This window comes from Bradyrhizobium sp. Kon37 (assembly GCF_055807535.1).
Window position 1 is genome coordinate 203184 of record NZ_JBVVOY010000005.1, and the last position, 26054, is coordinate 229237.

General features: G+C 62.7%; 18 protein-coding genes and 1 pseudogene. 11 read left to right on the forward strand and 8 right to left on the reverse strand.

All coding sequences use genetic code 11. The features are described 5' to 3' along the window. The first annotated feature begins 25 nt into the window (after positions 1–25). Together AC0L3J_RS14490 and AC0L3J_RS14495 are read left to right on the forward strand one after the other, a co-directional pair. Positions 26–622 carry a 5-formyltetrahydrofolate cyclo-ligase gene (locus tag AC0L3J_RS14490; RefSeq protein WP_473347431.1) on the forward strand — a complete coding sequence of 199 codons (597 nt, stop codon included), beginning with the start codon at positions 26–28 and terminating at the stop codon, positions 620–622. After that, complete coding sequence (locus AC0L3J_RS14495) at positions 600–1424, forward strand: TIGR00282 family metallophosphoesterase (RefSeq protein WP_166517682.1); 825 nt, start codon at positions 600–602, stop codon at positions 1422–1424. Before AC0L3J_RS14490 ends, AC0L3J_RS14495 begins: the two co-directional genes overlap by 23 nt. 158 nt (positions 1425–1582) lie before the next feature. Here the strand turns inward: AC0L3J_RS14495 and AC0L3J_RS14500 are convergent, their stop codons facing one another. From AC0L3J_RS14500 to AC0L3J_RS14520, 5 genes are all read right to left on the reverse strand, one after another. Further along, positions 1583–2926, reverse strand: a complete 1344-nt coding sequence (locus AC0L3J_RS14500; protein ID WP_473347432.1) for a c-type cytochrome — start codon at positions 2924–2926, stop codon at positions 1583–1585. After that, positions 2923–5100: a xanthine dehydrogenase family protein molybdopterin-binding subunit gene (locus tag AC0L3J_RS14505; protein WP_473347433.1), complete on the reverse strand. Its 2178-nt coding sequence runs from the start codon at positions 5098–5100 to the stop codon at positions 2923–2925. The genes AC0L3J_RS14500 and AC0L3J_RS14505 overlap by 4 nt, the downstream gene beginning before the upstream one ends. An 8-nt stretch (positions 5101–5108) precedes the next feature. After that, positions 5109–5573 (reverse strand): (2Fe-2S)-binding protein, encoded by a 465-nt coding sequence (locus tag AC0L3J_RS14510; protein ID WP_473347434.1) that lies wholly within the window; start codon positions 5571–5573, stop codon positions 5109–5111. A 435-nt stretch (positions 5574–6008) separates the two neighbouring features. Then, on the reverse strand, positions 6009–7898 hold the full coding sequence (locus AC0L3J_RS14515) for a sensor histidine kinase (RefSeq protein WP_473347435.1): 1890 nt from the start codon (positions 7896–7898) through the stop codon (positions 6009–6011). 268 nt (positions 7899–8166) lie between these two features. Next, positions 8167–8487, reverse strand: a complete 321-nt coding sequence (locus AC0L3J_RS14520) for a hypothetical protein (RefSeq protein ID WP_473347478.1) — start codon at positions 8485–8487, stop codon at positions 8167–8169. A 179-nt stretch (positions 8488–8666) separates the two neighbouring features. On the opposite strand from AC0L3J_RS14520, the gene AC0L3J_RS14525 reads away from it, so the two are divergent. Further along, complete coding sequence (locus AC0L3J_RS14525) at positions 8667–8930, forward strand: hypothetical protein (protein ID WP_007599963.1); 264 nt, start codon at positions 8667–8669, stop codon at positions 8928–8930. A 1053-nt stretch (positions 8931–9983) separates the two neighbouring features. Here AC0L3J_RS14525 and AC0L3J_RS14530 read toward each other — a convergent pair. Both AC0L3J_RS14530 and AC0L3J_RS14535 read right to left on the reverse strand, forming a co-directional pair. Then, on the reverse strand, positions 9984–11408 hold the full coding sequence (locus AC0L3J_RS14530) for a methyl-accepting chemotaxis protein (protein WP_473347436.1): 1425 nt from the start codon (positions 11406–11408) through the stop codon (positions 9984–9986). 109 nt (positions 11409–11517) lie between these two features. Beyond that, on the reverse strand, positions 11518–13266 hold the full coding sequence (locus AC0L3J_RS14535) for a methyl-accepting chemotaxis protein (RefSeq protein ID WP_473347437.1): 1749 nt from the start codon (positions 13264–13266) through the stop codon (positions 11518–11520). Positions 13267–13472: 206 nt separating this feature from the next. Here AC0L3J_RS14535 and AC0L3J_RS14540 point away from each other — a divergent pair, with 206 nt between their 5' ends. From AC0L3J_RS14540 to AC0L3J_RS14570, 7 genes and pseudogenes are all read left to right on the forward strand, one after another. Next, the gene (locus tag AC0L3J_RS14540) at positions 13473–14219 is read left to right on the forward strand and encodes a YebC/PmpR family DNA-binding transcriptional regulator (RefSeq protein WP_473291877.1); all 747 of its coding nucleotides are present in this window, start codon (positions 13473–13475) and stop codon (positions 14217–14219) included. Between the two features lie 70 nt (positions 14220–14289). Then, entirely contained in the window at positions 14290–14817 is a 528-nt protein-coding gene (gene ruvC, locus AC0L3J_RS14545) for a crossover junction endodeoxyribonuclease RuvC (RefSeq protein WP_473291880.1), read from the forward strand. Continuing rightward, positions 14814–15431, forward strand: a complete 618-nt coding sequence (gene ruvA, locus AC0L3J_RS14550; protein WP_027515524.1) for a Holliday junction branch migration protein RuvA — start codon at positions 14814–14816, stop codon at positions 15429–15431. The genes ruvC and ruvA overlap by 4 nt, the downstream gene beginning before the upstream one ends. Continuing rightward, positions 15428–15958, forward strand: a complete 531-nt coding sequence (locus AC0L3J_RS14555; protein WP_473347438.1) for a hypothetical protein — start codon at positions 15428–15430, stop codon at positions 15956–15958. Before ruvA ends, AC0L3J_RS14555 begins: the two co-directional genes overlap by 4 nt. Beyond that, positions 15955–17007 (forward strand): Holliday junction branch migration DNA helicase RuvB, encoded by a 1053-nt coding sequence (gene ruvB / locus AC0L3J_RS14560; RefSeq protein WP_473347439.1) that lies wholly within the window; start codon positions 15955–15957, stop codon positions 17005–17007. Before AC0L3J_RS14555 ends, ruvB begins: the two co-directional genes overlap by 4 nt. Positions 17008–17136: 129 nt before the next feature. Next, positions 17137–18054 (forward strand): metallophosphoesterase, encoded by a 918-nt coding sequence (locus tag AC0L3J_RS14565; RefSeq protein ID WP_473347440.1) that lies wholly within the window; start codon positions 17137–17139, stop codon positions 18052–18054. 202 nt (positions 18055–18256) lie between these two features. Continuing rightward, positions 18257–18337, forward strand: a pseudogene (locus AC0L3J_RS14570) (acyl-CoA thioester hydrolase); the annotation flags it as partial. On the opposite strand, the gene AC0L3J_RS14575 reads toward AC0L3J_RS14570, so the two are convergent. Further along, on the reverse strand, positions 18319–20022 hold the full coding sequence (locus tag AC0L3J_RS14575; protein WP_259217620.1) for a recombinase family protein: 1704 nt from the start codon (positions 20020–20022) through the stop codon (positions 18319–18321). The pseudogene AC0L3J_RS14570 and the gene AC0L3J_RS14575 sit on opposite strands and share 19 nt — an antisense overlap. 2122 nt (positions 20023–22144) lie before the next feature. On the opposite strand from AC0L3J_RS14575, the gene AC0L3J_RS14580 reads away from it, so the two are divergent. Beyond that, complete coding sequence (locus tag AC0L3J_RS14580) at positions 22145–25249, forward strand: efflux RND transporter permease subunit (protein ID WP_473347441.1); 3105 nt, start codon at positions 22145–22147, stop codon at positions 25247–25249. Positions 25250–26054: the final 805 nt, after the last annotated feature.

The following is a 26054-nucleotide window of genomic DNA, read 5'->3' on the forward strand; positions in this document are numbered from 1 at the left end:
GTAGCTCTGCCTCGGGGGCAAGCGCATGACCAACACCAAAGCCGAACTCCGCGCCAAAGCCCTCGCGGCGCGCGATGCGCTGAGCGACAAGAAACGCACCGCCGCTGCCGCGAAGCTCGCCAAGCGCGGGCTGCCGTTCCAGCTCCTGCCTGGCAGCATCGTATCGGGATATTCGCCGATCCGCAGCGAGATCGATCCGATGCCGCTGCTGAAGACGCTCGCCGAGCAGGGCGCCAGGCTGGCGCTGCCTTGCGTCACCGCGCGCGGCCAGTCGCTGATCTTCCGCATCTTCCATCCCAATGATCGCCTGATGCTCGGCCCGCTCGGCATTCCCGAGCCGTCGCCTGGGGCCGCTGAAGTCATTCCCGACATCATGCTGACGCCGCTCGCGGCCTTCGATCGTCTCGGCCATCGCATCGGCTACGGCGCGGGGCACTACGACCACACCTTCGCGCATCTGCGAAAAGCCAAGAATATCGTCGGCATCGGGCTCGCTTTTGCAGCGCAGGAGATCAAGGCGGTTCCGGCACTAGCCCACGACGTGGCGCTGGATTATGTGCTAACGGAATCCGACGTATTCGATTTCCGGAGTTCTGAAGTTGCGCATTCTGTTCGTGGGTGATGTCGTCGGCCGTGCCGGGCGCAATGCCATCGCCGAATATCTGCCCGGCATGGTCAAGGACTGGTCGCTCGATTTCGTCGTCGTCAACGGCGAGAATTCCGCCGGTGGCTTCGGCATCACGGAAGCGATCTATCAGGAGTTTCTCGACGCCGGCGCCGACGCGGTGACGCTCGGCAATCACTCCTGGGACCAGCGCGAAGCCCTGGTATTCATCGAGCGCGCCGAGCGTTTGGTGCGGCCGGCGAACTATCCGCGCGGCACGCCCGGCCGCGGCGCCGCGTTGGTCGAGACCAAGAACGGCAAGCATGCGCTCGTCGTCAACGCGCTCGGCCGCGTCTTCATGACCCCGTTCGACGATCCCTTCGCAGCGCTGGAGCGCGAGCTCGGCGCCTGCCCGCTCGGCATTGCCGCGGACGCCATCGTCGTCGACTTCCATTGCGAGGCGACCAGCGAGAAGCAGGGCATCGGCTTCTTCTGCGACGGCCGCGCCAGCCTCGTCGTCGGCACCCACACCCACGTGCCGACCGCCGACCACCAGATCCTGTCAGGCGGCACCGCCTACATGACCGATGCCGGCATGACCGGCGACTACGATTCCATCATCGGCATGCAGAAGGAAGAGCCGCTGCGGAGGTTCACCTCCGGCATCCCCTCAGGCCGCTTCGAGCCGGCGGCGGGCGCAGCTACGCTCAGCGGCGTGGCCGTGGAGACGGATGACGCGACCGGACTTGCACTGCGCATCGCACCGGTGCGCGCCGGCGGCCGGCTGGAGCCGACGACGCCGAAATTCTGGTTGAGCTGAGTTTTCATGTAGCTCGCCACATACTCAGTGTCGTCCTGGCGAAAGCCAGGACCCATTACCACCGGCCGTAGTAATGGGCAGGCTCGTGGTCGAGGACGTCGCGCCAAACAGGCAGTTGGGGTAATGGGTGCTGGCTTTCGCCAGGACGACATTGGGGCCTACTCCGCCGTCTGCTCCCTCAACTCCGCCACATCCTTCGCGGTCAGCTTCGATCCCTTCGCACCGAACCGCGCCGTCACGTAATTCGCGACCGCCGCGATCTCGTCGTCGCTATACGCGTTGCCGAACGCCGGCATCGACAGCGCCCCGTCGGGCGTATGCCGCTTGGTGCCTGACAGCACGATCTGCGCGACGTTGGTGGCCGCGGGGTCGTTGACGGCCCAGGTGCCGGTCAGCGTCGCCATCGGCGAGACCGGGCTCTCGCCGCTCCAGCCATGGCAGCTGGCGCAGGCGCTGGCGAACATTTTCTTGCCGCGCGCGTCCGCCGTAACACCGTCCTTGTGCGAGGCGGGCGCAACGGGTGCGGTGGTTGCGGGCAGGTCGGGCGAGGGCTGCGGCGGCACGCTGCGCAGATACGCGACGATGCTGCTTATGTCCTCAGGCGCGAACTGGCTGAAACTGTGGTCGACCGCTTCACCCATCGGACCCGACGCTGAGCCGTGGCCCGGCGCATGGCCGAGCGACAGATAGGAGATCAGGTCCTCATCGCTCCAATTGCCGAGGCCGGTGGCCTTGTCCGAGGAGATGTTGAAGGCGCGCCAGCCGGCCGTGATCGCGCCTGCGAATTTCTTGCGGTTGTCCAGCGCAAAACCGAGATTGCGCGGCGTATGGCATTCGCCGCAATGTGCGAGCGCCTCCACGAGATAGGCGCCGCGATTCCACTCCGGGCTCTTCGACGTATCCGGCGCAAAGCGCGTGTCGGGATTGAACACGGCCGACCAGACAATCATGGCCCAGCGCTGGTTGAACGGGAACGACAGCGTGTTCTCCGGCGGCTTCGCGCGCACCGCAGGCAGGCTGAACAGATAGGCCTTCACCGCCAGCACGTCCTCGTCGGTCATGTAGGTGTAGGACGTGTAGGGCATGGCGGGATAGAGCCGGGCACCGTCATGGCGCTTGCCGCGCTGGACCGCGTCGAGGAAATCCTGGTCGCTATAATTGCCGATGCCGGTGTCCTTGTCCGGCGTGATGTTGGTGGAATAGAGCGTGCCGAACGGCAGCTTGAAGCCGAGCCCGCCGGAATAGTCCTTCTCGCCCGGCTTGGTGTGGCACACCATGCAGTCGGCCGCCTTCGCGAGGTATTCGCCGCGCTCGACCAGGCCAGCCTTCTCGAGCTTCGCCGGCACGCCGGCCGGCTTGCCGGCGCGGTAATCCGCCAGCGCCACCTTGGGGCCGCCGGCAAAGTCGAGCGGGCCGGGCCCGCGGATGATCCAGACGCCTGATACCACAGCGACGATGGCGATCACGACGATGCCGGTGAGAATACGCATTTTGCCGCTCATGCCTTTTTCCCCGCAGCCAGCAGTTTCCGATCGATCGGCAGGCGCCGCAGCGCCACGCCGGTCGCCGCGTAAATGGCGTTGCGCAGCGCCGGCGGTCCGGCATTGACGCCGGCCTCACCGATGCCGCCGGGCGCCTCGCCGCTCTTGACCACGATCACCTCGATCTTCGGCATCTCGTTGATGCGCATCATGCGGTAGTCGTGGAAATTCGATTGCTGCACGCGGCCCTTCTCGATGGTGATCTCGCCATAGAGCGCGGCGGTGAGGCCGAACACCAGGCCACCCTCGATCTGCGCCTTCACCGTATCGGGGTTGACCGCGATGCCGGTGTCCACCACCGAAGTGATGCGGCGGAGCACGATCTCGCCGATATCGTCGATCTCCGCTTCCACCACGGTGGCGAGGAAGCTTGCGAATGACGGCTGCACGCAGACGCCGCGAGCGACGCGCGGTGGCAGTGGTTGGCCCCAGCCGGATTTCTCGGCCGCGAGATTGAGCACCGCGAGCATGCGCGGATTCTTCGTCAGCATCGAGCGGCGGAATTCGACCGGATCCTTGCCGGCCTTGCGCGCGAGTTCGTCCATCCCGCATTCGACCGCGAACACGTTGTTGTTCGGACCGACGCCGCGCCAGAAGCCGGTCGGCACCGCCGGCGGTTCGGCGCGGACATATTCGACATGGAAATTGGCGAAGTCGTAGGGCGCATCCACCGCGGCATCGACCGCATCGATGTCGATACCCTTCTGGAACGCCGGCGGTAGCCAGCGCGCCAGCACGGCGGAGCCGGCGACCTTGTACTTCCAGGCCGCGACCTTGCCATCGACCAGCGATGCCGTGACCTGGTCGCGATAGACCGGACGATAGACGTCGTGCTGGATGTCCTCCTCACGGGTCCATATCACCTTGACGGGATAGTCGACCTGTTTTGCGATCTTCACGGCGGCCACCACCATGTCCGGCTCGAGCTTGCGGCCGAAGCCGCCGCCGAGCAGATGCTGGTTGACGATCACCTTGTCGACCGGGAGGCCCGCGGCCTTCGCCGCCTCCGACTGCACGCGCGTCATGATCTGCGTGCCGGTCCAGATCTCGCAGGCATCAGGCCTGACGTGGACGGTGGCGTTGATCGGCTCCATCGAGGCATGCGCAAGGAACGGCAGTTCGAAGCTCGCCTCGAACCTGTCGCCGCTGGCGAGCCCCTGGGCGATGTCGCCGACCGATTTCGCGACCACGCCGTCCTTCGCGCTGGCGGCGCGCAGATGCTGCCAGATGTCGTTCGTGCTGAGCTTCGCGTTCGGTCCCTCGTTCCACTCGATCTTGAGCGCATCGAGGCCTTTCTTGGCGGCCCACATGTGGTCGCCGATCACGGCGACCGTGTCCTCGAGCACCACGATTTTGCGCACGCCCGGGATTTTTGTCGCCGCGCTGTCGTCGACCTTGCCGACCTTGCCGCCAAAGACCGGGCAATTGGCGATCGCTGCGATCTTCATGCCGGGCAGGATCGCGTCGATGCCGTAGACGGCCTTGCCATTGACCTTGTCCGGCGTGTCGAGCCGCTTCAGCGGCTGGCCGATGATGACGAAGTCCTTGGGGTCCTTGACCGAAACGTCCTTCGGCGGCGTCTGGCCCTGTGCGGCCAGTGCCAGTTCGCCATAGCCGAGCTTGCGGCCGCTTGCGGCGTGCACGACCTCGCCTTTCGACGCGGTGCAGCTTGCAGGCTCGACCTGCCATTGCGCCGCTGCGGCCTGCACCAGCATCGCGCGCGCACTGGCGCCCGCTGCGCGCAATGGTTTCCACCAGGCGCGGATCGAGGTCGAACCACCCGTGGCCTGCAAGCCGAACGCGGGATTGGCGTAGAGCTTGTCGTTGGGCGGCGCATGCAGCACGGCGACCTTTGCCCAATCGGCGTCCAGCTCTTCGGCCAGGATCATCGCAATCGACGTATAGACCCCCTGGCCCATCTCGACCTGCGGCATCAGGAGCACGGTGCGGCCGGTCTCGTCGATGCGGATGAAGGCGTTCGGCGCGAACTTGCCGTCGGTGGTGTCGCGCGGTTGCTCCGGCTCGTTGACGGCGGCGCGCAGCGGCAGGTGGAAGGCGAGCAGGAAGCCGGTGGCGAGACCGCCGGTCAGCAGCGCACGGCGGGAGACGTCAGGAAGAGTCTTGTCGGGGATCATGGCGGACCTCATGACTGACGGCCGGAGGCGGCCAGCTTGATGGCCTCGCGGATGCGCACATAGGCGCCGCAGCGGCAGATATTGCCGGCCATCGCGGCGTCGATGTCGGAATCGTCGGGGCTGGACGTTGCCGCCAGCAGCGCCGCGGCCGCCATGATCTGGCCGGACTGGCAATAGCCGCACTGGATCACTTCGGCATCGAGCCAGGCCTTTTGCACCTTTGCGCCCGTCGGCGTGCTGCCGACATGCTCGATCGTCGTGATGGCGCGGTTCGCAACCGCGCTGACCGGCAAGACGCAGGAGCGCACCGCCTTGCCGTCGACGTGGACGGTGCAGGCGCCGCACTGCGCGATGCCGCAGCCGAACTTGGTGCCGGTCATCCCGAGGACGTCGCGCAGCACCCACAGCAGCGGCATGTCAGGGGGCGCGTCGAACGATTTCGTTTCGCCGTTGATGGTGAGAACAGTTGCCATATGCATCCCCTTGCTCGCGCGATCGCTTACGGCGATCTAGTCAGCGAATTTGCGCGCACAATAATCATATCGATGCGAAACGATGAAGCGTCGACATGTCCGGCAATGCATTTTTGCGTAGCGAGCGCGTCTGGCCATGACGATCACGAATTTGTGCGGCGATCACTGCGGCGATTTTGGGCTAATTGATATGATAAGCGTCATTTTCTGACGCTTTTTGCTTACAAGCGCCGTTGATCGCCACGGATGATCGTGCGAATGCGCAAAATCATGCGATGACGAAACTCGTGCGATTATGCAAGTCGATCGACGGCGCGATCAATCGCAGCGCCTCATTGTTGTGCCCTCTCCCCTTGTGGGAGAGGGCAGCGACGCCGATAGACGCAGCCTCACTCGGGTGAGGGGTCTGTCTCCGCGTATGGGCGCCGCTTTGGATCAACCGGCAAAGGGAAGCCTGATCGTGAACGAGGCGCCGCCGTGCTCCCGATTACTCGCTGATATGAACCCGTTGTGCGCTTCGATAATGGTGCGCGCAATGGACAGGCCCATGCCCATGCCTTCCGCTTTGCTGGTGTAAAACGGCTCGAAAACCTGTTTCAATTTGTCTTCTGGAATGCCGGGGCCGCGATCTGACACGGATAGCTCGGCAAATTGATCCACGCGCGCAGTCCGGATGCTGATAGAGCGGCTTTCGTCAGACGTGTCCTTCATAGCCTCGACCCCGTTCAGCACAAGATTCAAAATGACTTGTTGAAGCTGAATGCGATCGCCGAGGATCGGTAGCGCGTCGGACGTGATCACGTTGGCCATTTCGAATTTTCGGCTGACGGTTAGCGCGGAAAGAAATCTGACCGTCTCTTGCACAACCTCATTCAGGTCCAATTGCTTCAATTCGAACGGCGCCTTTTTTAGCAAGCTGCGCATCCTGCGAATGACCTCGGTGGCACGGCGGTCATCCTGTAAAATATCGTTCACGATTTCCCTGAGTTCAACAACATCGGAAAGTGCGGCGATATCGGGACGCTGCGATTGCAGGATCGCGGCTGCGGTTTCGGCGTTCGTCAGAATAGACCCAAGCGGCTGGTTGATCTCGTGAGCAATCGAGGCGGTCAGTTCGCCAGCGGTCGCGAAGCGATTGACGTGGGCCAGTTCAGTCATGCGCTGCCGCGACTGCACTTCGGCGAATTGACGTCGACGATGCTCAAATAACAAAAGCGCGATCAGTCCCGCTTGCGCGAGGACAAGCGCGATAGTGAACGTGATTTGCCACCAATATCGCTCCCACAAATTGGGCTCCCGGAAGTAAACCGTGCTGTCAGGCGGCAGTCTGCTTTGGGGAATTCCCCAGCGCTGCATTTGTCGCCAGTCAAACATAGGCGCGGCCAGCGGGACAAAGGTCGGCTTGATGTCGGCGACATTTTCGCCGTTGAGGATGCGAAGCGCGACTTCCGCCGCCTGCTTGCTTTGTCTGGCGACGACCTGCATTGGTCCACCGACGATGCCCTCTCCAAAAAAACTTTCATCGTGAAAAAAGATGGGCGCATTGGCTACGCTGTAAAATCGGTTAAACGCAGTGTTGCCCTCATGTGCCACTCCCGCCGCATCGACATTCAATCCAATCCAGAAAATAGCACTGTGCGACGGTAGGTTGGCCGCATCCTTGAGCATGTCTTCGAACGAGAGCTCGTTGTACCATCGAAAATGGACACGATCCGCGAACCGCGCGGTGGACTTGGCGACCTCGTTACGCCACCAGGTTTCGCTCGGCGAAGCACCGACTACGATGGCAATCGTAGTTGTTTGAGGTAGGACCTGCAGGATATTTTCAAAGAAAACACGATCGTCGTTCGTGATTGCCACGACGGCGTCGTACTTGGTCAATTTATCGAAGTCGACGCGGCGTCGCTCTACCAGGGTGTACAGCATCGGCGTAGTTGGAAAGAGGTCTTTGCGATGAGCCTGCACGAAATTGGCAGCAGGCGCACCGATCGCGACGATCAGGTCGGGCGGCTGGTCCAGATTGAGGGAACGGAGATACTCGACAAAGGGGGCGTCTGACTTGTCGCTGCTTCGCCGGGCATTCAGCAGCGATTGGTCTTGAAATTCAATGGATGCCCGTCGGCTCAGCTCGGCGCGAAGGGCTTCCGAATAATCAGTCCAAGGTCTGAACCTGAGACCGAATGAATGCAGCATCAGTACTCGTTTTGCCTCTGGATCAGCTGCCGGACTTTGGCCTGTCGTCGCGATCAACAATGCGATTGTCAACGCAGCGGTGAGGCTCCGCACGCGAAAGGTTCGCCATGAGCGAGGCAGCCAGAAAAGCATCGCACCCCGAGCCCCGATCCAAGTGGAGTACCGTATCTGCTCGATCAGATTATCAACAAGTGGAGACAAGGGGAAACTACGGGGCGATTCTGACACAAACAGGTCCGCAAGAGTTCATAGCGGGGCGTCGCGCGGTCCCCCGCGATAGGCCACGTCGCCCAGAGTACCTGCAGATCGATCACGCAGGATCGCCATCGTCGGACGGTCACCGCCAGCGCTTGCTTGCGTGCACAGAGGGCCAAGCCGGCCTATCGCGCGTCGCCACGGATTAATAGGCGCAAATATAGTTTCCGTAAGCATCGTAGCAACTGCGGCGGTACGCAGCAGTGCCAAGGGCAGCCGCGCCGACCGCTGCCGCTCCTACACCGTAGCCCCGATAGCCATAGCCGCGATAGCCGCCCCGATAGCCTGCGCCGCGCACCGCAACAGCGCCGCCGCCCCGCGGTCCTCGAACTGCGACCGCACCGCCGCGATAACCGCCGCCGCCCCGATAGGCACCTCCGCCGCGCCGAGCCTCGGCATCATCGGGGATCAAGCAGGCGGTGAGCAAAACGAAAGCGGCAAGAGAAGCGAGAATATAGCGGAGCATGACGGAACCCTTCCATGAATTCACTAGGCCCCGCTCGCGAGATTGCGGCTTCACTCCGCGCGTGAGCTTGATGTAGATCAATCGAACCCGCGCACTGCGACGCCTACGCTATGTTCAGCCGCACCTGAGGCGGTTTCCGTCACCTTTCGGTGACGCAAGTGCGAAGAGGGAGGTCCGCCATGCATCCGAGGAAGCTTCTTTCGATCAAGTCAGCGACGGTCGCGGGCATCGCCGCCAGCGGCCTGCTTGGGCTTGCAACCCTGTCGCTCAGTCCAACCCCAGCCAAGGCAGTGATTTACTGCCAGTACGTAGAATATCCGGCGGGTTGCGTTGCTCGGGCAGGCGTCGTGCTCAGGCCGCGCCCGGTGGCGCGCGCCGCAGTCCGCCACAACGCCGGTGGCAATGCGAATGGTGGCGTCAATCGCGTTGGAGCCGGGCGGTAAAAGCCGGTTTCGCAAGCCAGCAAGAAGCCGTCATCGTTTCGTCCCGGTGGCGGCTTTTCTTGGTCTGGCAGGGATAGGCACTAGTACCGCCGGGGCGGCATTAGGGCATGAAACACACTTGGTACGTCACTTTTGAAGTGCCGCCGGACGGCACACTGTCAAGACGGCGACATCCGCGTCTAACGAACACGTTTGAAAGCGAAGCGGCAGCTAAGGATTTTGCGCGAACCAAATTTAACGACGGACTGATCGTCACTGCAGGGACTATCATCCCTCACTTTCCGAGAGTGTCGATCCCATCGACCGAAATCCCAACGTGGCTTGAAGCGCCCGGCGAAGTTGATCCAGATCAATAAGTCGGCGACCGGCGCTGGTGACATGCTCTGACGGGGCAGCAACCGGGAGCCTCAACATGAATGAACGTTCGGAGCCGAAACAGGTCTGTCGTCGCAACGCACTCACCTTCCTTGGATACGCAGGGGTGTTTGGGCTTGTGGCTTCGTCCTCAATTTTTGCGACCTCAGAGGCTGTTGCTCAAACCACTGCGCCAGCCGCCGCGCCTACCACGCCGCCAGCAGACGCGCCTAAGTCGGGTACGGAACGCCGCCAGGAGCGGCGCAGCGGGCGAACAGAGCGGCGGCAGGAGCGCCGCGCCGGCCGCACGGAGCGGCGGCAAGCACGGCGTACAGGACGCGACGAGCGACGGGACGCTCGCGACGGCACCCCGGCCACTGCGACGACCACCGAGCAAAAGAAGTAGTCCGTTGATTTGGCACGCACAGCTACCGGGCCACCTCAGCGTAGGCCCGGAAGGCCGTGCAGCGCGCGGCCTATCGAAATCGGCTTCTCTCGGAAGGGGAGAAGGGAAGAGGAGGGGCTGAAGATTTCGGAATAATAGCAGGATGCACCTGTTTTGCCCGACGGCGCAACCGCTTTACGAGCCGCCTAGGCCACGGATTCGTCGGGCACTTAAGCCATTGATTCTGCTCGCCCTGGCTACTGTGCATGGGGTTGTTTTCAGGTTTTTGACTCCAAGGGCCGCTGGAGCGGTCCTCAGCTCTGCCGAAAGCCCATCCGGAAGGCGCCCCAGTGCTTGCCGCGGATCATGATCGGTGAGGACAGGTCCTTCATCAGCACGAACTGCCCGCCGCCCATGTCGCGGCGATAGGTCTGGAGCAGGAACGGCTTGGTGTTGGCCGCGACCTTCTGCACCGCGCGATCGGTGAACAGGCGGCGGTTGCGGCAATTGGCGTTATTCCAGACCGGGTCCTTGCCCTGCGGCAGGCGGTAGTTCGGGTTGTGCGTCGGCAGATAGCCGCCCTTGGCCCAGGCGACGCAGAACACGATGCGGGGATCGGACTTCTGAATCGGATCCTGGATCGCGGGCAGCACGCTGTCGGTGAATTCGACGTAGTCAGTGTTGTACTGCTTGGGATCGGTGCCGGGGATTTCCCGATAGTTCTGGTCCATGAACTGGTCGAGCGTGATCTCGCCGCGGCCGATGGCCGCTTCGAACTCATCCGAGATCCGCTTGGCGGTATCGACGACGATTCGGATCAGCGGTGCATCGGATGTCTCCACGCCGCTGTGGGCGATCAGTGCGATCAGGCCTTCTGACGTGTCGAGCAGTTTGGTCACGCGCTGATCGGCGTTCTTGAGATCGCGCGAGGAGAGGTCGACGCCCTTGGCGAGCTCGTTGAGCTCGCTGATGACGGTGTCGCAATGCCCGAGGTTGGAGGTCGCCGCGCGCGTAACGCTGCCGATCTCCGCCTCCACGGAGGCGAAGCCTTGCTGGACCCGCGAGATGATGCCGGAGATCCGCTGGGCGCCTTCGCCGGCCGTCTTCGCACGCTGCGAGGCATCGCTGCTCTCCCCGATCAGGCCTTCAATCTGGCCGTCGAGATCGCGCACGGTGTCGGAGATCTGGTGCGTGGCCTGGCGGGTGGCTTCCGCGAGGTTCTTGACCTCGCTTGCGACCACCGCGAAGCCGCGGCCGGCATTGCCGGCACGTGCCGCCTCGATGGTGGCGTTGAGCGCGAGCAGGTTGGTCTGCTTCGCGATCGCCTCGATCGAGCCGGACACTTTTGCCACTTGTGCCAGCGCGGAGCCGACGGCGCTGAGCCGCGCCTCGATCCGTTCCACCGCTGCAACGAGCTCGGAGATGTGGCTGACCGCGGCATCGACTGCGCCGCGCGACTGCGCGATCTCGCCGACCGCCGCCGACGTGGTCGTTTGAACCGCCTGCGACGCATTGGCGATGTCGTGGTTGGCCGACACCATCGTCTCGGCGGTTTCCTGGAGGTGATGAAACCGTTCCGATTGGTTCGCGACCCGGCTTGCGACTTCCTGGACGTTGCCGGCGATGTCAGCGAGTTCCACGCCGAGGCCGCCGATGCGGTCGGCGAGCTGATCGATCAGCCGTTCGGCAAGTGTTCGGTTGGAGCCGGTGTCCAGTACTGCAAGTTGTACGACGGACATGTCTTGAGAGTCCTCCAGTCAGAGCCGTTCGCCGGCTCTCCGCGGCATTCCCATTCCAATTCCGGTCTTAAGAGGTGATTCGCGCGTTGGCGTCTTGCCTGAGCGCGCACTAGAGCTTGTAGGCCGTCCTGAATCCGCCCCAGTGCCGGCCTTGCACGCGGATCGGGACGTCGATCTCGCGCATCATCACCGTATTGCCGTTGCCCATGTCGCGCGCATAGCTCTGGACCAGATACGAGCGCAGGTTGCGAGCGGCGGCCAACCCCGCCGGATCGTTGAACATCCGCCGGTTGCGGCTGTTGGCCGTGTTCCACGTGGCATCGCCCGGCCGCTGCGGATGCGAGTAGATCCGGTTGTGCACCGGCAGGAAGCCGTTGCGATCGACCATGGCGCAGAACGCCATGCGCGGGTCCTTTGCCAGAAAGGCTTCCTGGAACGCCGGCAGCGCGCGGTCGGCCCAGTCCAGATATTTGGTGCGGTACTGCTGCGGATTGGTTCCGGCGATTTCGGCGTAGTCAGTGTCGAAGAGGTCGTCGATCTTCACCTCGCCGCGGGCAACCGCCTGCTCGAAGATCGCGGTCAGCGCGTTACCCGCTTCCATGGCGCGGGTGACGAACTCCGTGTTCTCTTCGTGGATCGACCAGAGCCGGTCTTCGATCTTCTCGCGCAGCTCGGCATGGGGACTAACGAATTGCGCGCGGGCACCGGCCTTGGATTGCTCCACCACGCGCAGGCGGCAGGCGCCGACGCCTTCGAGGGTGCCTTCGACCATGGCTTGCGATGCAAGGCGGCCCGCCTCCACGCCGCCGATCAGCACGCCGTCCATCGCTATCTCGTAGACCGGCAGCACGCCGCGGGCGGTTTCGAGCTTGAGATGGCAGGGCAGCCGCTCGGTCTTGCGGCGGTCGTCGTGCTCGCTCTGCTTGAGCAGCACCGCGCAGCGCGATTTCAGCTTCTGCGCGAAGGTGGTGACCGCCCTGCCGGCGCTGGCGACGTTCTCGCCGTGGCTCTCGGCCGCCTTGGTCGCAGCATCGATCTCCGCTGCGCTTTCGCCGACCGAGATGATGAACTGCGACGCGCTTGTCGCGTTGCCGGAGACTTCGCTGGTGGTGGCGTTCTGTTCGGCGACCGCGCCGTTGACGGTCTCGAAGACCGGGCGGATCGCCTCGATCGCCTGCGAGATGCGGTGCACCGCATCCGCGGAGCCGGCGGCGTCGCGCTGCAGCGCGTCGATCTTTTTGGTGATCTCCTCCGTCGCGCCCTGGGTCTGCACCGCGAGTGCCTTGACCTCGGTGGCGACGACCGCAAAGCCTCTTCCCGCAGCGCCCGCGCGCGCGGCCTCGATGGTCGAGTTGAGCGCGAGCAGCGTCGTCTGCCGCGCGATCTGTGCGATCAGATTGACCACGTTGCCGATGGCGGCCGAGGATTCGCGCAAGCGATCGACGTTGGCGCGGGCTTCCTGCGCCGCGGCGCTGGCCTCGTCGGCGAGCTTGCCGGCCTCGCGAACCTGCGCCCCGATGCCCAGCGCCGACTGGGTGAACTTGTCGGCGGCATGGGCGAAGGTGGAGGCGTTCGATTGCGCGGCGTTGGTCCGGCCGGTGAGGGCGTCGGTGCGGTCGCGAATGGCGGCAAGCGTCGTGGCGGTTGCCTCAGCGCCGCCGGCCACCGAATTGGCGGCGCGCTCGAGCTGGCGAATCATGGCGCCCAGCTCGAGTTCCAGCAGTTCCAGGATTTCCTTGGCCGAATCGCTTTCGACGGCCGGGTCAGGCTCGGAATGGGCCGCCGGCTGCGCAGCCTGCGGGGCAGCCGCAGTTGCAGCCATGTCCGGCAGACGCTTCCGAAATAGTCCGAACGCCATCAGGTCTCTCTTGTCGGGGGACGGTCAGACGCTATTTTCGCAGCCTGGAATGAAATCAGGGTTAACGATGCCTGACATCTAGGCACGGGCCCATACGGTGTTACCTTAAAGTCGTAGAGCCTCTTTCTTTCCAGGGGAGTGGCGGCCTATAAGGCCGCGCTTCCCACGCTCACCTTGGCGCACGATTCCCCTAGAGAAGATCACGCATGGCCGGACATTCCCAATTCAAGAATATCATGCACCGCAAGGGGCGGCAGGATGCCCAGAAGTCGAAACTGTTCGGCAAGCTGGCGCGGGAAATCACCGTCGCGGCCAAGCTGGGGACGCCCGACCCCAACATGAACCCGCGCCTGCGTGCGGCCATCACCGCGGCGCGCCAGGAGAACATGCCGAAGGACAATATCGAGCGCGCGGTCAAGAAGGCGCTCGGCAGCGACGGCGAGAATTATGACGAGATCCGCTACGAGGGTTACGGCCCCGGCGGCGTTGCCGTCATCGTCGAGGCGCTGACCGACAACCGCAACCGCGCGGCTTCCGACATCCGCTCCTTCTTCACCAAGTCCGGCGGCAATCTCGGCGAAACCGGCTCGGTGTCCTTCATGTTCGACCGCACCGGCATCGTCGAATACGACCGCAGCGTCGCCTCCGACGATGCGGTGCTGGATGCCGCGATCGAGGCCGGCGCCGACGACGTGATCTCGAGCGAAGGCGGCCACGAGATCTACGCATCGACCGAAGGCTATCGCGACGTCGCCAAGGCGCTGGAAGCCAAGTTCGGCGAGCCGCGCAAGGCCGCGCTGATCTGGAAGCCGCAGAACACGGTCGCGGTGGACGACGAGACCGGCGAGAAGTTGTTGAAGCTGATGGACCTGCTCAACGAGCACGACGACGTCCAGCACGTCTACGCCAATTTCGAGGTCTCGGACGCGCTGCTGGCGAAGATGGGCGGGTAGGGGCCACTTCCCCTGTTACTTCCGTTCTGTTTCTGTTTCCCCCGCGGCGGCCAGCCGCTATCACTGGCCCATGACGACGCTCCCGATTCGTGGCCCCGTTCGCATCATCGGCATCGACCCTGGCCTGCGCCGCACCGGCTGGGGCGTGATCGAGGCCGAGGGCAACCGCCTGATCTACATCGCCTGTGGCTCGGTGGAGCCGCCTGACGATTTGCCGCTGGCGAGCCGGCTGCTCGCGATCCATGAGGGGCTGGCCGCTGTCCTGTCCGGTCACAAGCCGATGGAAGCCGCGGTCGAACAGACTTTCGTCAACAAGGACGGCGTCGCGACGCTGAAGCTCGGCCAGGCCCGCGGCGTCGCCATGCTCGCGCCCGCGATGTTCGGGATCAGTGTTGCCGAATACGCGCCGAACCAGGTGAAAAAGACGGTGGTCGGCGCCGGCCACGCCGACAAGCAGCAGATCGCGATGATGCTCAAGATCTTGCTGCCCAAGGCCGATCCGCCGTCCGCGGACGCCGCCGACGCGCTCGCCATCGCCATCACCCATGCCCATCATCGCCAGAGCACCGCGCTCCGGCTGAAGGTGGCCGGCTTATGATCGGCAAGCTCAAGGGCCTGATCGATTCCTACGGCGAGGATTTCGTCATCCTCGACGTCGGCGGTGTCGGTTATCAGGTGCATTGCTCGACGCGCACGCTGCAGCATCTGCCCTCGCCGGGCGAGGCAGCCGTGCTGTCGATCGAGACCTATGTTCGCGAGGATCAGATCAAGCTGTTCGGCTTCCGCAGCGACCAGGAGCGCGAATGGTTTCGCCTGCTCCAGACCGTGCAGGGCGTCGGCGCCAAGGTCGCGCTCGCCGTGCTCGGCACGCTGCAGCCGTCCGACCTCGCCAACGCGATCGCATTGCGCGACAAGGCCGCGGTCGCGCGCACGCCCGGTGTCGGCCCCAAGGTCGCCGAGCGCATCGTCACCGAACTGAAGGACAAGGCGCCGGCCTTCGCCAATGTCGATCCGGCGGTCGTGCACCTCGCCGGCGCTGTCGATGACCAGCGCGCGCCGCGGCCGGTCGCGGACGCGATCTCAGCGCTGGTCAATCTCGGCTACGGCCAGCCCCAGGCTGCGGCCGCGATCGCATCGGCCTCGCGCAGCGCGGGCGAGAGCGCGGAGACCGCGCAGCTCATCCGGCTGGGCCTGAAGGAGCTGTCGAAGTGAGTGCGGCCCGCGCCAATCCCGTCGCCGATGTTTTTCGTCGCCTTTCGCGCGTGGCCGGTATCGTCGTGATCTTCTCCATTGTGGGGCCGCTGACGGTCGCCGCGCTGGTTTCAGTGGTGGTGACGATGCTCGGTGCCGCGGTGCTGCAGATGTTTCTTGCGCTCCTCGAGCTGGAGGCGCTGCGCGCCCTGATTTCGATCGCGATCGTGCTGCTGGCCATTGCCACCATTCTCGCCTCGTTCCTTCCTGCAGTCGCCGCCGGCTTGCTATTCGCGCTGGCCGCGGTCTACGCCGACCTCAACATGATCTGGATGGCGTGGCTCGCCGCAGCCGTGGCCGCCGCCGGCTTCGTCGGGTTTGGCATGTTCGTTGTGCCCGCCGAAACCTCGGCGGTGATCTTGCCGAGCGTCCGTTCCGCGCCTGAGGCGCTGAAGCTTTCCGCCATGCTCGCCATCGTTGCTGTCATCCCGGCCAGCCTGTGCTGGTGGCTCGCGAAACCGCTGCACCGTGTTATCCTGCCCGCATGAGCACTCCCCCCCGCATGGTCACGCCCGAGCGCCGCAGCGATGATGTCGGCGACACCGCGCTGCGCCCGCAATCGCTGTCGGACTTCGTCGGCCAGCAGCAGGCGCGCAAGAATCTGTCCATCTTCATCGAGGCGGCGCGCAAGCGCGGCGAGGCGCTGGATCACGTGCTGTTCGTCGGTCCCCCCGGCCTCGGCAAGACCACGCTGGCGCAGATCGTGGCCAAGGAGCTCGGCGTCGGCTTTCGCGCCACATCAGGCCCGGTAATCGCCAAGGCCGGCGATCTTGCGGCGTTGCTCACCAATCTCGAAGAGCGCGACGTGCTGTTCATCGACGAGATCCATCGCCTCAGCCCTGCGGTGGAAGAGGTGCTCTATCCCGCGATGGAGGATTTCCAGCTCGACCTCATCATCGGCGAGGGCCCGGCGGCGCGCTCGGTCAAGATCGAGTTGTCGAAATTCACTCTCGTCGGCGCCACCACGCGCGCCGGCCTGCTCACCAATCCCTTGCGTGACCGCTTCGGCATTCCGATCCGGTTGAATTTCTACACGATCGAAGAGCTTGAGAGCATCGTCACCCGTGGCGCCCGCGTGCTCAACGTCGGCATGAGCGCGGATGGAGCCAACGAGATCGCGCGACGCGCGCGCGGCACGCCACGTATCGCCGGCCGGCTGTTGCGCCGCGTGCGCGATTTTGCCTCGGCGGCCGATGCCGACCGGATCGATCGCAAGATTGCCGACCACGCGCTGAGCGCGCTCGAGGTCGACGCCGCCGGCCTCGATGCGATGGACCGCCGCTACCTCACCACCATCGCGCAGAACTATGGCGGCGGCCCGGTCGGCGTCGAGACGATGGCCGCCGCACTGTCCGAGCCGCGCGACGCGATCGAGGACATCATCGAGCCCTATCTGATCCAGTGTGGCTATCTGCAGCGCACCCCGCGCGGCCGCCTGCTCACCTCGCACGCCTTCCGCCATCTCGGCATCAACGAGCCCTCGCGCGATGCGGCGGCACAGTTCGGCCTGTTCGGCACCGACGAGAGCGACGACTGATCCGCGCAAGTGCAGCCTGGTCGGGCCGTCATGAATTTCCGGTCATCTCGTGCAGAGGGTCTGCACAAACGCACCCCATTTCCGCTCCAATAGGGTCGCATCAGCAAACTGCATCACGATCGGGCTGCCATGATCACGCGTCGTCATTTCTTCCGTTCCATCGGCGGCCTATCCGCCCTCGGCGTCTCGACCGCGGCCTATGGCGTCGGCGTCGAGCCGATGCTGCGGCTTCGGGTCACCCGCTATCATCCAACCCCGCGGCAATGGCCGGCGGATTTCCCGCTGAAGATCGCCGTGATCGCCGACATCCATGCCTGCGATCCCTGGATGTCGCTGGAGCGGATCGAAGCCATCGTCGATCGCACCAATGCGCTGAACGCGGATATCATCGTGCTGCTCGGCGATTATGTCGCGGGCCTGCACCAGGTCACGCGCATCATTCCGGCGAACGAATGGGCCAAGGTGCTGGCCGGCCTGAAAGCGCCACTCGGCGTCCATGCCGTCATGGGCAACCACGACTATTGGGCGGACAGGACCGTGCAGCAGGTGGGGCACGGGCCGACGGTCGCGCATCGCGCGCTGGAGGCGGTCGGCATTCCCGTCTACGAGAACGACGTCGTGCGGCTCACCAAGGATGGCCGCGCGTTCTGGCTCGCCGGCCTCGGCGATCAGCTCGCCTTTCTGCCGGCGCGACGCTTCCGGAGCACGGGGCGCTTCGGCGCCGACGATCTCAACGCGACACTCGCCAAGGTCACCGACGACGCGCCGATCATCCTGCTCGCGCATGAGCCCAATATCGCGCCGCGCGTGCCCGCCCGCGTCGCGCTGCAACTGTCCGGCCACACCCATGGCGGCCAGGTCCGCCTGCTCGGCTGGTCGCCAGCGGTTCCGCCGCAGCACGGCATCCGGCTCGCCTATGGCCATGTCCGGCTGAAATGCGACGTCATCATCTCCGGCGGCCTCGGTTGCAGCATCATGCCGCTCCGCGTCGGTGTGCCCCCGGAGATCGTCGAGGTGACGCTGGGTCGGGGGCCGGTGGTGGCGTAGTATCGCCGTACCTGATTGTGCGGCGGCGAATGAAGCGTTAGCATCGCATAATGCAGGAAGCTGGCGATAACATTGAGAAGTTGTGCACGCTTAGATCTGCCATTGACGAAGGGATGGCCGATGTAACGCTAGCTCGTGTTGTGCCTTGGAATTTGGAAGAGTTTCTCGAGGAAACTCGCAGACAGAGAAGCTCTAAGGCGAAATGACAGCTCATCTCGACGGCGAGATCCGCGACGGCCGCCACCATATGCAGGTCCGCGTCTACTACGAGGACACGGATTTCCCTGACTTGCCATTGTCGTAGTATGCAAACGTGCTGATCTCTCGCTCCTTGCTGCGGTTTTCGGGAAAAAGGTTCTTTCCGCAAAGCGCGGAGCTGTTCAGGTAGGGCGTATATTCGTAGGGCATCCGCTTGCGAACCGGATGCACTACTATGCATTCAATCAAGTTGCGGAAGGCAATGCGAGTTTCGATCGCCTTCGGATTGGTTTTGAGCGCGGTGATAAGCCTTCTAACCTCCGAGGAGTATCGGTCACTGAATTTCGGGCGATCGAAGCCAACTATATTTTCGCCGCCACCGCCCAGCAGCCGCAAGCGCTCTTCAACGCTTTCCCGCTCCAGGTCGCACTCATCGATCCGCTTGAGCAATTCGTCCGGCTTGCGGCGGCTATTTGCGATGGCATAAGAGAGGCGTTCGATCTCGGTAGTCAATACGCGGCGTCGACGCTCTAGCTTATTGTGTTCGCTACCATTGTTCCGATCGTTTTTGCGCTCCTCCTTCCAAGTACGCATCGCCTCTTCAATGGCTTTCGGCGAAAGCAATTTCACCTGGATTTTTTCGGAGGCATCCTCGAGCAGAACGTCCATATCAAAGCTACGGGTGTGCTCGCAGGTGCCCCGCTGATGCGCACTCGCGCATGCCGCGCGCGGCGCACCGTTACGCGAGGATTGAGCGATTCGCATATGGCCGTTGCAGACGCCACACCGGAGCACACCGGCAAGCGGGTGCTCATTGTTGCGCGGACTCACGGCGCGACGCCGCGGCTGGCCAGTCGGTCCGAACATAGACACCGCGCGCACCCTACGAACCTTCTGCGCTAGATCCCAGAGCCCTTGCGGAACGATCCGCAGCTCTGGCTTTTTGACGATAATGTGGCGTTCTGCCGGATTGCGGCGCTTCTGTTTCTTCTGCGTCTCTGGGTTAAGAATTGTCGAGCGAACGTTCCAATGTATCTCGCCGATGTATAGTTCGTTGCCGATAATGCCGCGACCATGCCGACCGCCTGTGATGCACTGATGGTTCCAGGTGGTGCGACCCGCCTTGTTCTTGTGACGAGTTGCCCCTGGTGAGGGCACGCCTTCGCGGGTGAGGTCAGCGGCGATAGTTCGGGTCGAGCGGCCCGCTGCATATTCTTTGAAGATGCGGAGCACAATCTTTGCTTCGTTCTCATCGATTACGCGCTCGCCGGGCGCGCCCGGCCTTGGCCGATAACCATAGGCGTATGAGCCCGGAATTCTTCCGTTCGCAACAGCGTTGTCATGGCCGCGCCGAACCTTTTCGGCGAGCTGCGGCTTGTAAATCGTGTTGTACAGACTTGCGATGCTAATGTCAGTGGCGGTCGCGTAGACTCCTTTCTGATCCATCAGCTCAACGCCGTTGAACTCGAAAACCTGCTTGAGACGCTGGATGGTTGCGGGATCGCGCGACAAGCGGTCGAAATGCTCAACGACGACTACGTCAAACTGCCGGCTTCGCACACCGTTGAGCAAGCGCTGATAGCCGTCCCGCGCACCTTCGGTAAGACCAGATTTTGCGGCATCCACAAACTCGCCGACGACATCGAGGTTGTTGCGCAATGCGACCTTGCGGCAGAGTAACAGCTGACCGTCAATCGAGCTCGCCTTTTGCATGTCGCTCGAATAGCGCGCGTATATTACGGCCGTTTTCTTCGATGACGGTGTCGTCATGCCGGTCCTCTATCGGCTGCCCCGAGCCATGATTTTCATCCCGTGCGATCTGACGTCCGATGGCGCGCGCCAACTCAAACCAGATTTCCTCATTGTCCGGATTATCCCAGCTCTGAGGATGGGAGGGGGCAAGCGGTCGAATGGTCGCTCGTTGTCTTCGGAAAGATCGAATGCGGGTAGGCATTTGCAAACTCGCGAGCGGAAGCTAGCGTAAATTTCCGCGCTGCGCTACGGCCAAGCCGCAGCGATTACTCGCAACGCGTCCCTCATGCTGGCTTCGGCAGCGTCGAATGAAAATGAAATTCGTCAAGTGCCGCAGCGTGCGTGAGGGCATTCCTGGCGATGAGGCGCGTAGTCCAGAGCAGAAATGCTAAGCAAAGCGGAGTAAAAATACTGTCGGCGGCGTAAGTTTGTTATCGGGTGCGGGTGCGGGTGCCCGGTGCGTAGGAGCCGTCCTCGGTTCCCCACAGATTGTAGTGGCTGCCGCAGAGCCCCGGCGAACTGTAACGTTCAGCCCAGACGCGGTGGTCCGACCCCAAGGACCCTTCGATGATTGGGTCTTTTCTTATTCCGCTTGTTCGATCGCTCTTGCGTCGAGGCTCCAAGAGCCAGCAATCGCGTCTTCGTGAGCTCCGCAGTAGGGCGCGAAAAGCACTGTCAGAAATACTCGTGTTCCTCAGCATGTTGTAACTGGCGCTCGGGCAACCGGTTCGCCGGCAAGAGGGCCGGGCCGGTCAGCTGGCGGCCGGAAGGCTGAGGGAGGCAAAGTACGAAGAGGGGCTCACGGACCAATCCGCGATCTCTGCGCACGGGTCCACACTGTCCCTACCGGCTACAGCCGCTGCGGCGCGTCTACATCCCCAAGCCGACGGGGGTAGGCGGCCTCTCGGTGTGCCGGCCGCTAGAGGACAAGATCGTCCAAAGCGCGGTGGCCGAGGTGTTGAGCGCCGCCTATGAGCTCGAATTCCTCGGGTTCTCCTACGGCCTCCGGCCGGGGCGGGATCCTCAGATGGAGCTTGATGCCCTGGATCCGGCTATCATGACATATCCAGTGTCTTCGATTCGGTCGACCACGAGTGGCTGCTGCGGATGGTGGCGCACAGGATTGGCGATCCTCGTATCCTGCAGCTCATCGAGATGCGGCTGCGAGCTGGCGTTCGTGAGAGCGGCGAGAAGCAGGACACACGCCGCAAAGGGCAGGATCAGTCCGCTCCTTTCCAACATCTTCCTGCATTACCTCCTCGATCGCTGGGTCGACCACTGGAGCGGTCGCCATGCACGCCGTCGCGTTGTGACCGTGCGCTTTGCGCACGACTTCGTCATCGGCTTCGAGAGCAAGGCAGATGCCCAGGAAATGCTCTTGGCCCTCAAGGCGCGACTGGCCGGCGCTCCATGCGGACAAAACCCGGTTGATCGAGTTGGGCGCGGTTCGCGGCCCTCCCGCGTCAGCCGCGCAGCGAGCGGTGGCCGAGACCTTCGCCTTCCTGGGGTTCACTTACTTTGCGGGCGGACCCAAGATGGCCGGTTCATCGTGAAGCACAAGACCGAAGGGAAACGCCTGTGCTCTCGAGCAACATCACAAGTCTCGCGCGGCTCATGCGGGCGTCGCTCGTCGACAAACGTTGGTATAGGTTATGCAACCCGTTCTATATCCCCGGCTTACCTCTGTAGAGTTGAGCTGCCCGTCGGCTTGTCTGTAGTTTCAGCGTCGAAGCTGGATCGTCCGAAGGGTGGGGCGGCGCGAAATCCTAAGCTGAGTTGATAAGTGTGCTGCAAGGCATTGCTGCCATTGAGGCGTGGGACGAGGTTAAATGGAAATACGTCAGCCCACTTCCGCGTTGGAGGTCCATCAGCACATTGTGTGCTCCCTCCAGAAGCAAGACCCAGTGATCTTGGACATCGGCTGCTACGACGGAGCTGACTCTTTACATTGTCTGCGGCTTTGCCCAGAGGCTCAGCTCTACTGGTTCGAGCCGGACCCCCCGGGGCGGTTGCTAGCTTAAGAGAAACATGGGGCTCTACCCTGAGAAGGTCCCCTAGCTACAGTCGCCGCGTTGATGACTGTTGCTGTAGCCTGGCTTACTGGCGAATTTCCGTCAGTCTCTTGAATGCGAGCATCGCGATGGCATTTACCGAGCTCTTCATCAAACGTCCGATATTGTCTATCGTCGTCAGTCTCCTGATCCTGCTGACCGGCATTGGTGCGGCCACCGTTTTGCCAATCCGGCAATATCCTAAGCTGACCAACACGGTCGTCAATATCACAACCTCTTATCCTGGCGCCTCCGCCGACATGATCCAGGGGTTCATCACCACGCCCCTTGAGCAAGCGCTCGCTTCGGCCGAAGGCGTTGATTACATTACGTCCTCCTCGGTGCTCGGTGCCTCGACGATCCAGGTCTATATCAAGCTCAATTTCGGGCCCAACGAGGCGCTCACTGAAGTGCTCTCCAAGGTCAACTCGGTCAAATATTTAATCCCTAAGGAATCGAACGATCCGGTCGTCACCAAATCTGCCGGTCAGACCACAGCTGTCATGTATATCGCCTTCTCCAGCGAAGAACTGACGGCCAGCGCGATCTCCGACTATCTCTCGCGCGTGGTGCAACCGATTATGTCAACTGTAGACGGCGTCGCAGCGGCAGACATCCTCGGCGGCCAGAGTTTTGCGATGCGGTTATGGCTCGATCCCGCGAGAATGGCGGGCCACGGCGTGTCGCCAGCTGATGTTTCGGCTGCAATCGCGGCCAACAACTTCCAGGCTGCGGCCGGCCAGACTAAGGGCTATTTCACTCTCTCCGACGTCACGGTCAACACTGATCTGCGGAGTGTTGATGACTTCAAGCGCATGATCGTCAAAGCCAACGACGGCGGCTTTGTGCGCATGGAGGACATCGCGACAGTCGAGCTTGCGGCGCAGAGCACAAACGCCAGCGTCGCGATGAACGGCGAACACGCGATCTTCGTCGCCGTGCAGGCGAGCCCAGAAGGTAATCCACTGAACATAGCGCGAGGCGTTCGGGCACTGCTTCCAGAAATGAAGCGCAGCCTGCCGCCATCGCTGAAGATGGAAGTGGCCTACGACTCCACCAAGTTCATCCAATCATCGATAGACGAGGTGGAGAAGACGCTCCTTGAGGCGGTCGCGATCGTGGTGTTGGTGATCTTCCTGTTCCTGGCCTCCCTGCGGTCTGTCATCATTCCGGTCGTCACCATTCCGCTGTCCATTATTGGCGTCTGCAGTATGATGCTGGCGCTGGGGTTCTCATTCAATCTGCTGACCCTCCTTGCGATGGTGCTTGCGATCGGTCTTGTGGTTGATGACGCAATTATCGTGGTGGAGAACGTTCATCGCCATATGGAAGAAGGTGCGTCGCCCGCGCAGGCCGCTACGAATGGCGCGGGCGAGATCGTCGGCCCCGTGCTCTCCATGACGATTACGTTGGCCGCCGTGTACGCGCCCATCGGCTTTCTCGGCGGCCTCACCGGCGCGCTGTTCCGCGAGTTCGCGTTTACACTGGCGGGTTCGGTGATCGTGTCGGGCGTGATCGCGTTGACGCTGTCGCCCATGATGTGCGCGGTCTTCCTGAAGAGCGCTGAAGAGGGGCGGTTTGCAAAGTTTGTGAATCGTGTGTTCAGCGCCATGACGCGCTGGTACGGCCGCAAGCTCGACCGCTCGCTCGACTATCGCCCGATTACCGGGCTGTTTGCGCTGACCATGCTGGGCCTCGTCGCCTTTCTGTATATGCACACTTCCAAGGAACTCGCACCCGAGGAGGATCAGGGCATCGTATTCGCACTGACAAAAGCGCCGAAATACGCCAATATTGATTACCTGGATTATTACGGCGCCAAGCTCGACAAGGCACTCCAGAAGTTTCCCGAGACGGATTTTCGCTTCGTGCTCAACGGCATCAGCGGTCCGCAGGGCGGCATGGCCGGGATGTTGCTTAAGCCCTGGGCCGAGCGCAACCGCTCATCGATCGCGCTGAAATCGCTGGTCCAGGCCGAGCTGTCCAAACTGGAAGGCATCAACGCATTTGCCTTTAGCTTGCCGCCGCTTCCGGGCGGTTCGGGCGGCTTACCAGTGCAGATGGTGATCAAGTCGACGCTCGGTTTCCAGTACATCTACGAGCAGATGTCGGAGCTGAAGGATGCCGCGCGCAAGAGCGGTCTGTTCATGGTCAGCGACTCTGACCTTGAGTTCAACCAGCCGGGGGTGCGAATCAAGGTCGATCGATCCAAGGCGAGCGACCTTGGCATCACCATGCAGAACGTCGGTAGCGCGCTCGCGACCCTCCTTGGCGGAAACTACGTCAATCGCTTCAACCTGCAGGGCCGCTCCTACGAAGTGATCCCGCAGGTGCCGCGCGAGAAACGCCTGACGCCGGAATCACTTGGGAGCTATTATGTCAAGACAGCGGCGGGCTCGATGCTGCCGCTATCGACCGTGGTCTCCATCGAGACTGCGACCAATCCGAACGCACTCACCCACTACAACCAGCTCAACTCCGCGACCTTCCAAGCCGTACCGATGCCCGGCGTCACGATCGGTCAGGCTGTGGACTTCCTCGACGTCGAGGCAATGAAACTGCCGGCAGAGTTCAGCCACGACTTCCTCGGGGACGCCCGTCAATATGTGCAGGAGGGTAACAAACTAGTCATCACCTTTGCGTTTGCACTCATCGTCATTTTCTTGGTGCTCGCGGCGCAGTTCGAAAGTCTGCGCGATCCCCTCATCATCATGTTCAGCGTTCCCATGGCAATCGCCGGCGCCTTAATCCCGCTATTCTTTGGCTTGGCGACGATGAACATCTACACCCAAATCGGACTGTTGACATTGGCTGGGCTGATATCCAAGCACGGTATTCTGATGGTCCAGTTCGCCAATCAGCTGCAGCTCAAGGAGAGACTCGATTCCCGCTCGGCCATCGAGATGGCGGCGCGCGTCCGCCTCCGCCCAATCTTGATGACCACCGCGGCGATGGTCACCGGCCTCTTACCTTTGTTGACCGCAACGGGTGCTGGCGCCGCGAGCCGCTTCTCGATCGGGCTCGTGGTCGTCGCGGGCATGTCCATCGGCACGCTGTTCACGCTTTTCGTGCTGCCGGCGCTCTATGTCGCGATCGCGTCGGATCACCGCGCCGACGCGAGTTCCGATCACGTCCAGAACGCCGCCGAGCTCGCCTTCATCGGAGCATCCGATGCCCACCTGGCCAAGCGATGATCCTAACGATCAACTCGGATTGCTCGATCGCGCCGCTAGCGTAGCGGCGCTGCTCGCCGACCGCGGTAACTTGATCGCACTGGGTGCCTGCAGTTCATGGCGGCGGACAGGAAGGATGATCCGCGGCTGCTGCGCTTCGTCTCGATCTACTGCTTGCCCGAGGTGAAGGACTACATCGCGACCAAATACGGCCGCTTCATTGTGCAGATGTGGTGAGCGACGGATGCCTGGGAGGGTTTCACGGTCCCTTGCGCGTCCGGAGCTTCAAGCCGGTGGTGCGAAGCTTGGGGGGAATCATGTGTTCGGCGAAGAGCGCGTCGCGGATCCGTTTCTGCTCCGACAGGCGGATGCTGTTGTTACCTGACCGAGCAGGCCACCGCCACGTGATTTGCCGGACATCACGGCAGCATAACTCGCAAGATTGACGTCGCCCGGGACAGGGACAGAATCCATGTTCCCCGAATGGGTGGCGTACCCATTTTTCAATTGGTTCTTGGTGGAGAATTATTCACTTCCTGACCGCGCTGCAATTGCTGTCTGAAAAGAGACCGCTGATTTGCTGCAGGCTTAGATAGTTGCCAAGAAATTCAATCCCCGCCAATTTTGGGCGCGAAACGAGCCGGCCAAGACGCGATAGTCCGGCGATTACTCGAGCGCGGCCGCCATTTCGGCTAAGGTTTGGGGATCGGAGGTTCCCGGGATGAACCCGTGGTCGGTGCGGGCCTGACTGCACTCTATCGGATGCGGCGGGGCGAGGCATCGGTTCCTGTGGACAGCTGTTCGCCCGGTTGGCAGCTATTGGTTG

Coding starts and splice junctions, on each gene's coding strand:
- AC0L3J_RS14490 (WP_473347431.1), top strand. CDS start 26: ATGACCAACACCAAAGCCGAACTCCGCGCCAAAGCCCTCGCGGCGCGC.
- AC0L3J_RS14500 (WP_473347432.1), bottom strand. CDS start 2,926: ATGAGCGGCAAAATGCGTATTCTCACCGGCATCGTCGTGATCGCCATC.
- AC0L3J_RS14505 (WP_473347433.1), bottom strand. CDS start 5,100: ATGATCCCCGACAAGACTCTTCCTGACGTCTCCCGCCGTGCGCTGCTG.
- AC0L3J_RS14510 (WP_473347434.1), bottom strand. CDS start 5,573: ATGGCAACTGTTCTCACCATCAACGGCGAAACGAAATCGTTCGACGCG.
- AC0L3J_RS14515 (WP_473347435.1), bottom strand. CDS start 7,898: ATGCTTTTCTGGCTGCCTCGCTCATGGCGAACCTTTCGCGTGCGGAGC.
- AC0L3J_RS14520 (WP_473347478.1), bottom strand. CDS start 8,487: ATGCTCCGCTATATTCTCGCTTCTCTTGCCGCTTTCGTTTTGCTCACC.
- AC0L3J_RS14525 (WP_007599963.1), top strand. CDS start 8,667: ATGCATCCGAGGAAGCTTCTTTCGATCAAGTCAGCGACGGTCGCGGGC.
- AC0L3J_RS14530 (WP_473347436.1), bottom strand. CDS start 11,408: ATGTCCGTCGTACAACTTGCAGTACTGGACACCGGCTCCAACCGAACA.
- AC0L3J_RS14535 (WP_473347437.1), bottom strand. CDS start 13,266: ATGGCGTTCGGACTATTTCGGAAGCGTCTGCCGGACATGGCTGCAACT.
- AC0L3J_RS14540 (WP_473291877.1), top strand. CDS start 13,473: ATGGCCGGACATTCCCAATTCAAGAATATCATGCACCGCAAGGGGCGG.
- ruvC (WP_473291880.1), top strand. CDS start 14,290: ATGACGACGCTCCCGATTCGTGGCCCCGTTCGCATCATCGGCATCGAC.
- ruvA (WP_027515524.1), top strand. CDS start 14,814: ATGATCGGCAAGCTCAAGGGCCTGATCGATTCCTACGGCGAGGATTTC.
- ruvB (WP_473347439.1), top strand. CDS start 15,955: ATGAGCACTCCCCCCCGCATGGTCACGCCCGAGCGCCGCAGCGATGAT.
- AC0L3J_RS14565 (WP_473347440.1), top strand. CDS start 17,137: ATGATCACGCGTCGTCATTTCTTCCGTTCCATCGGCGGCCTATCCGCC.
- AC0L3J_RS14575 (WP_259217620.1), bottom strand. CDS start 20,022: ATGACGACACCGTCATCGAAGAAAACGGCCGTAATATACGCGCGCTAT.
- AC0L3J_RS14580 (WP_473347441.1), top strand. CDS start 22,145: ATGGCATTTACCGAGCTCTTCATCAAACGTCCGATATTGTCTATCGTC.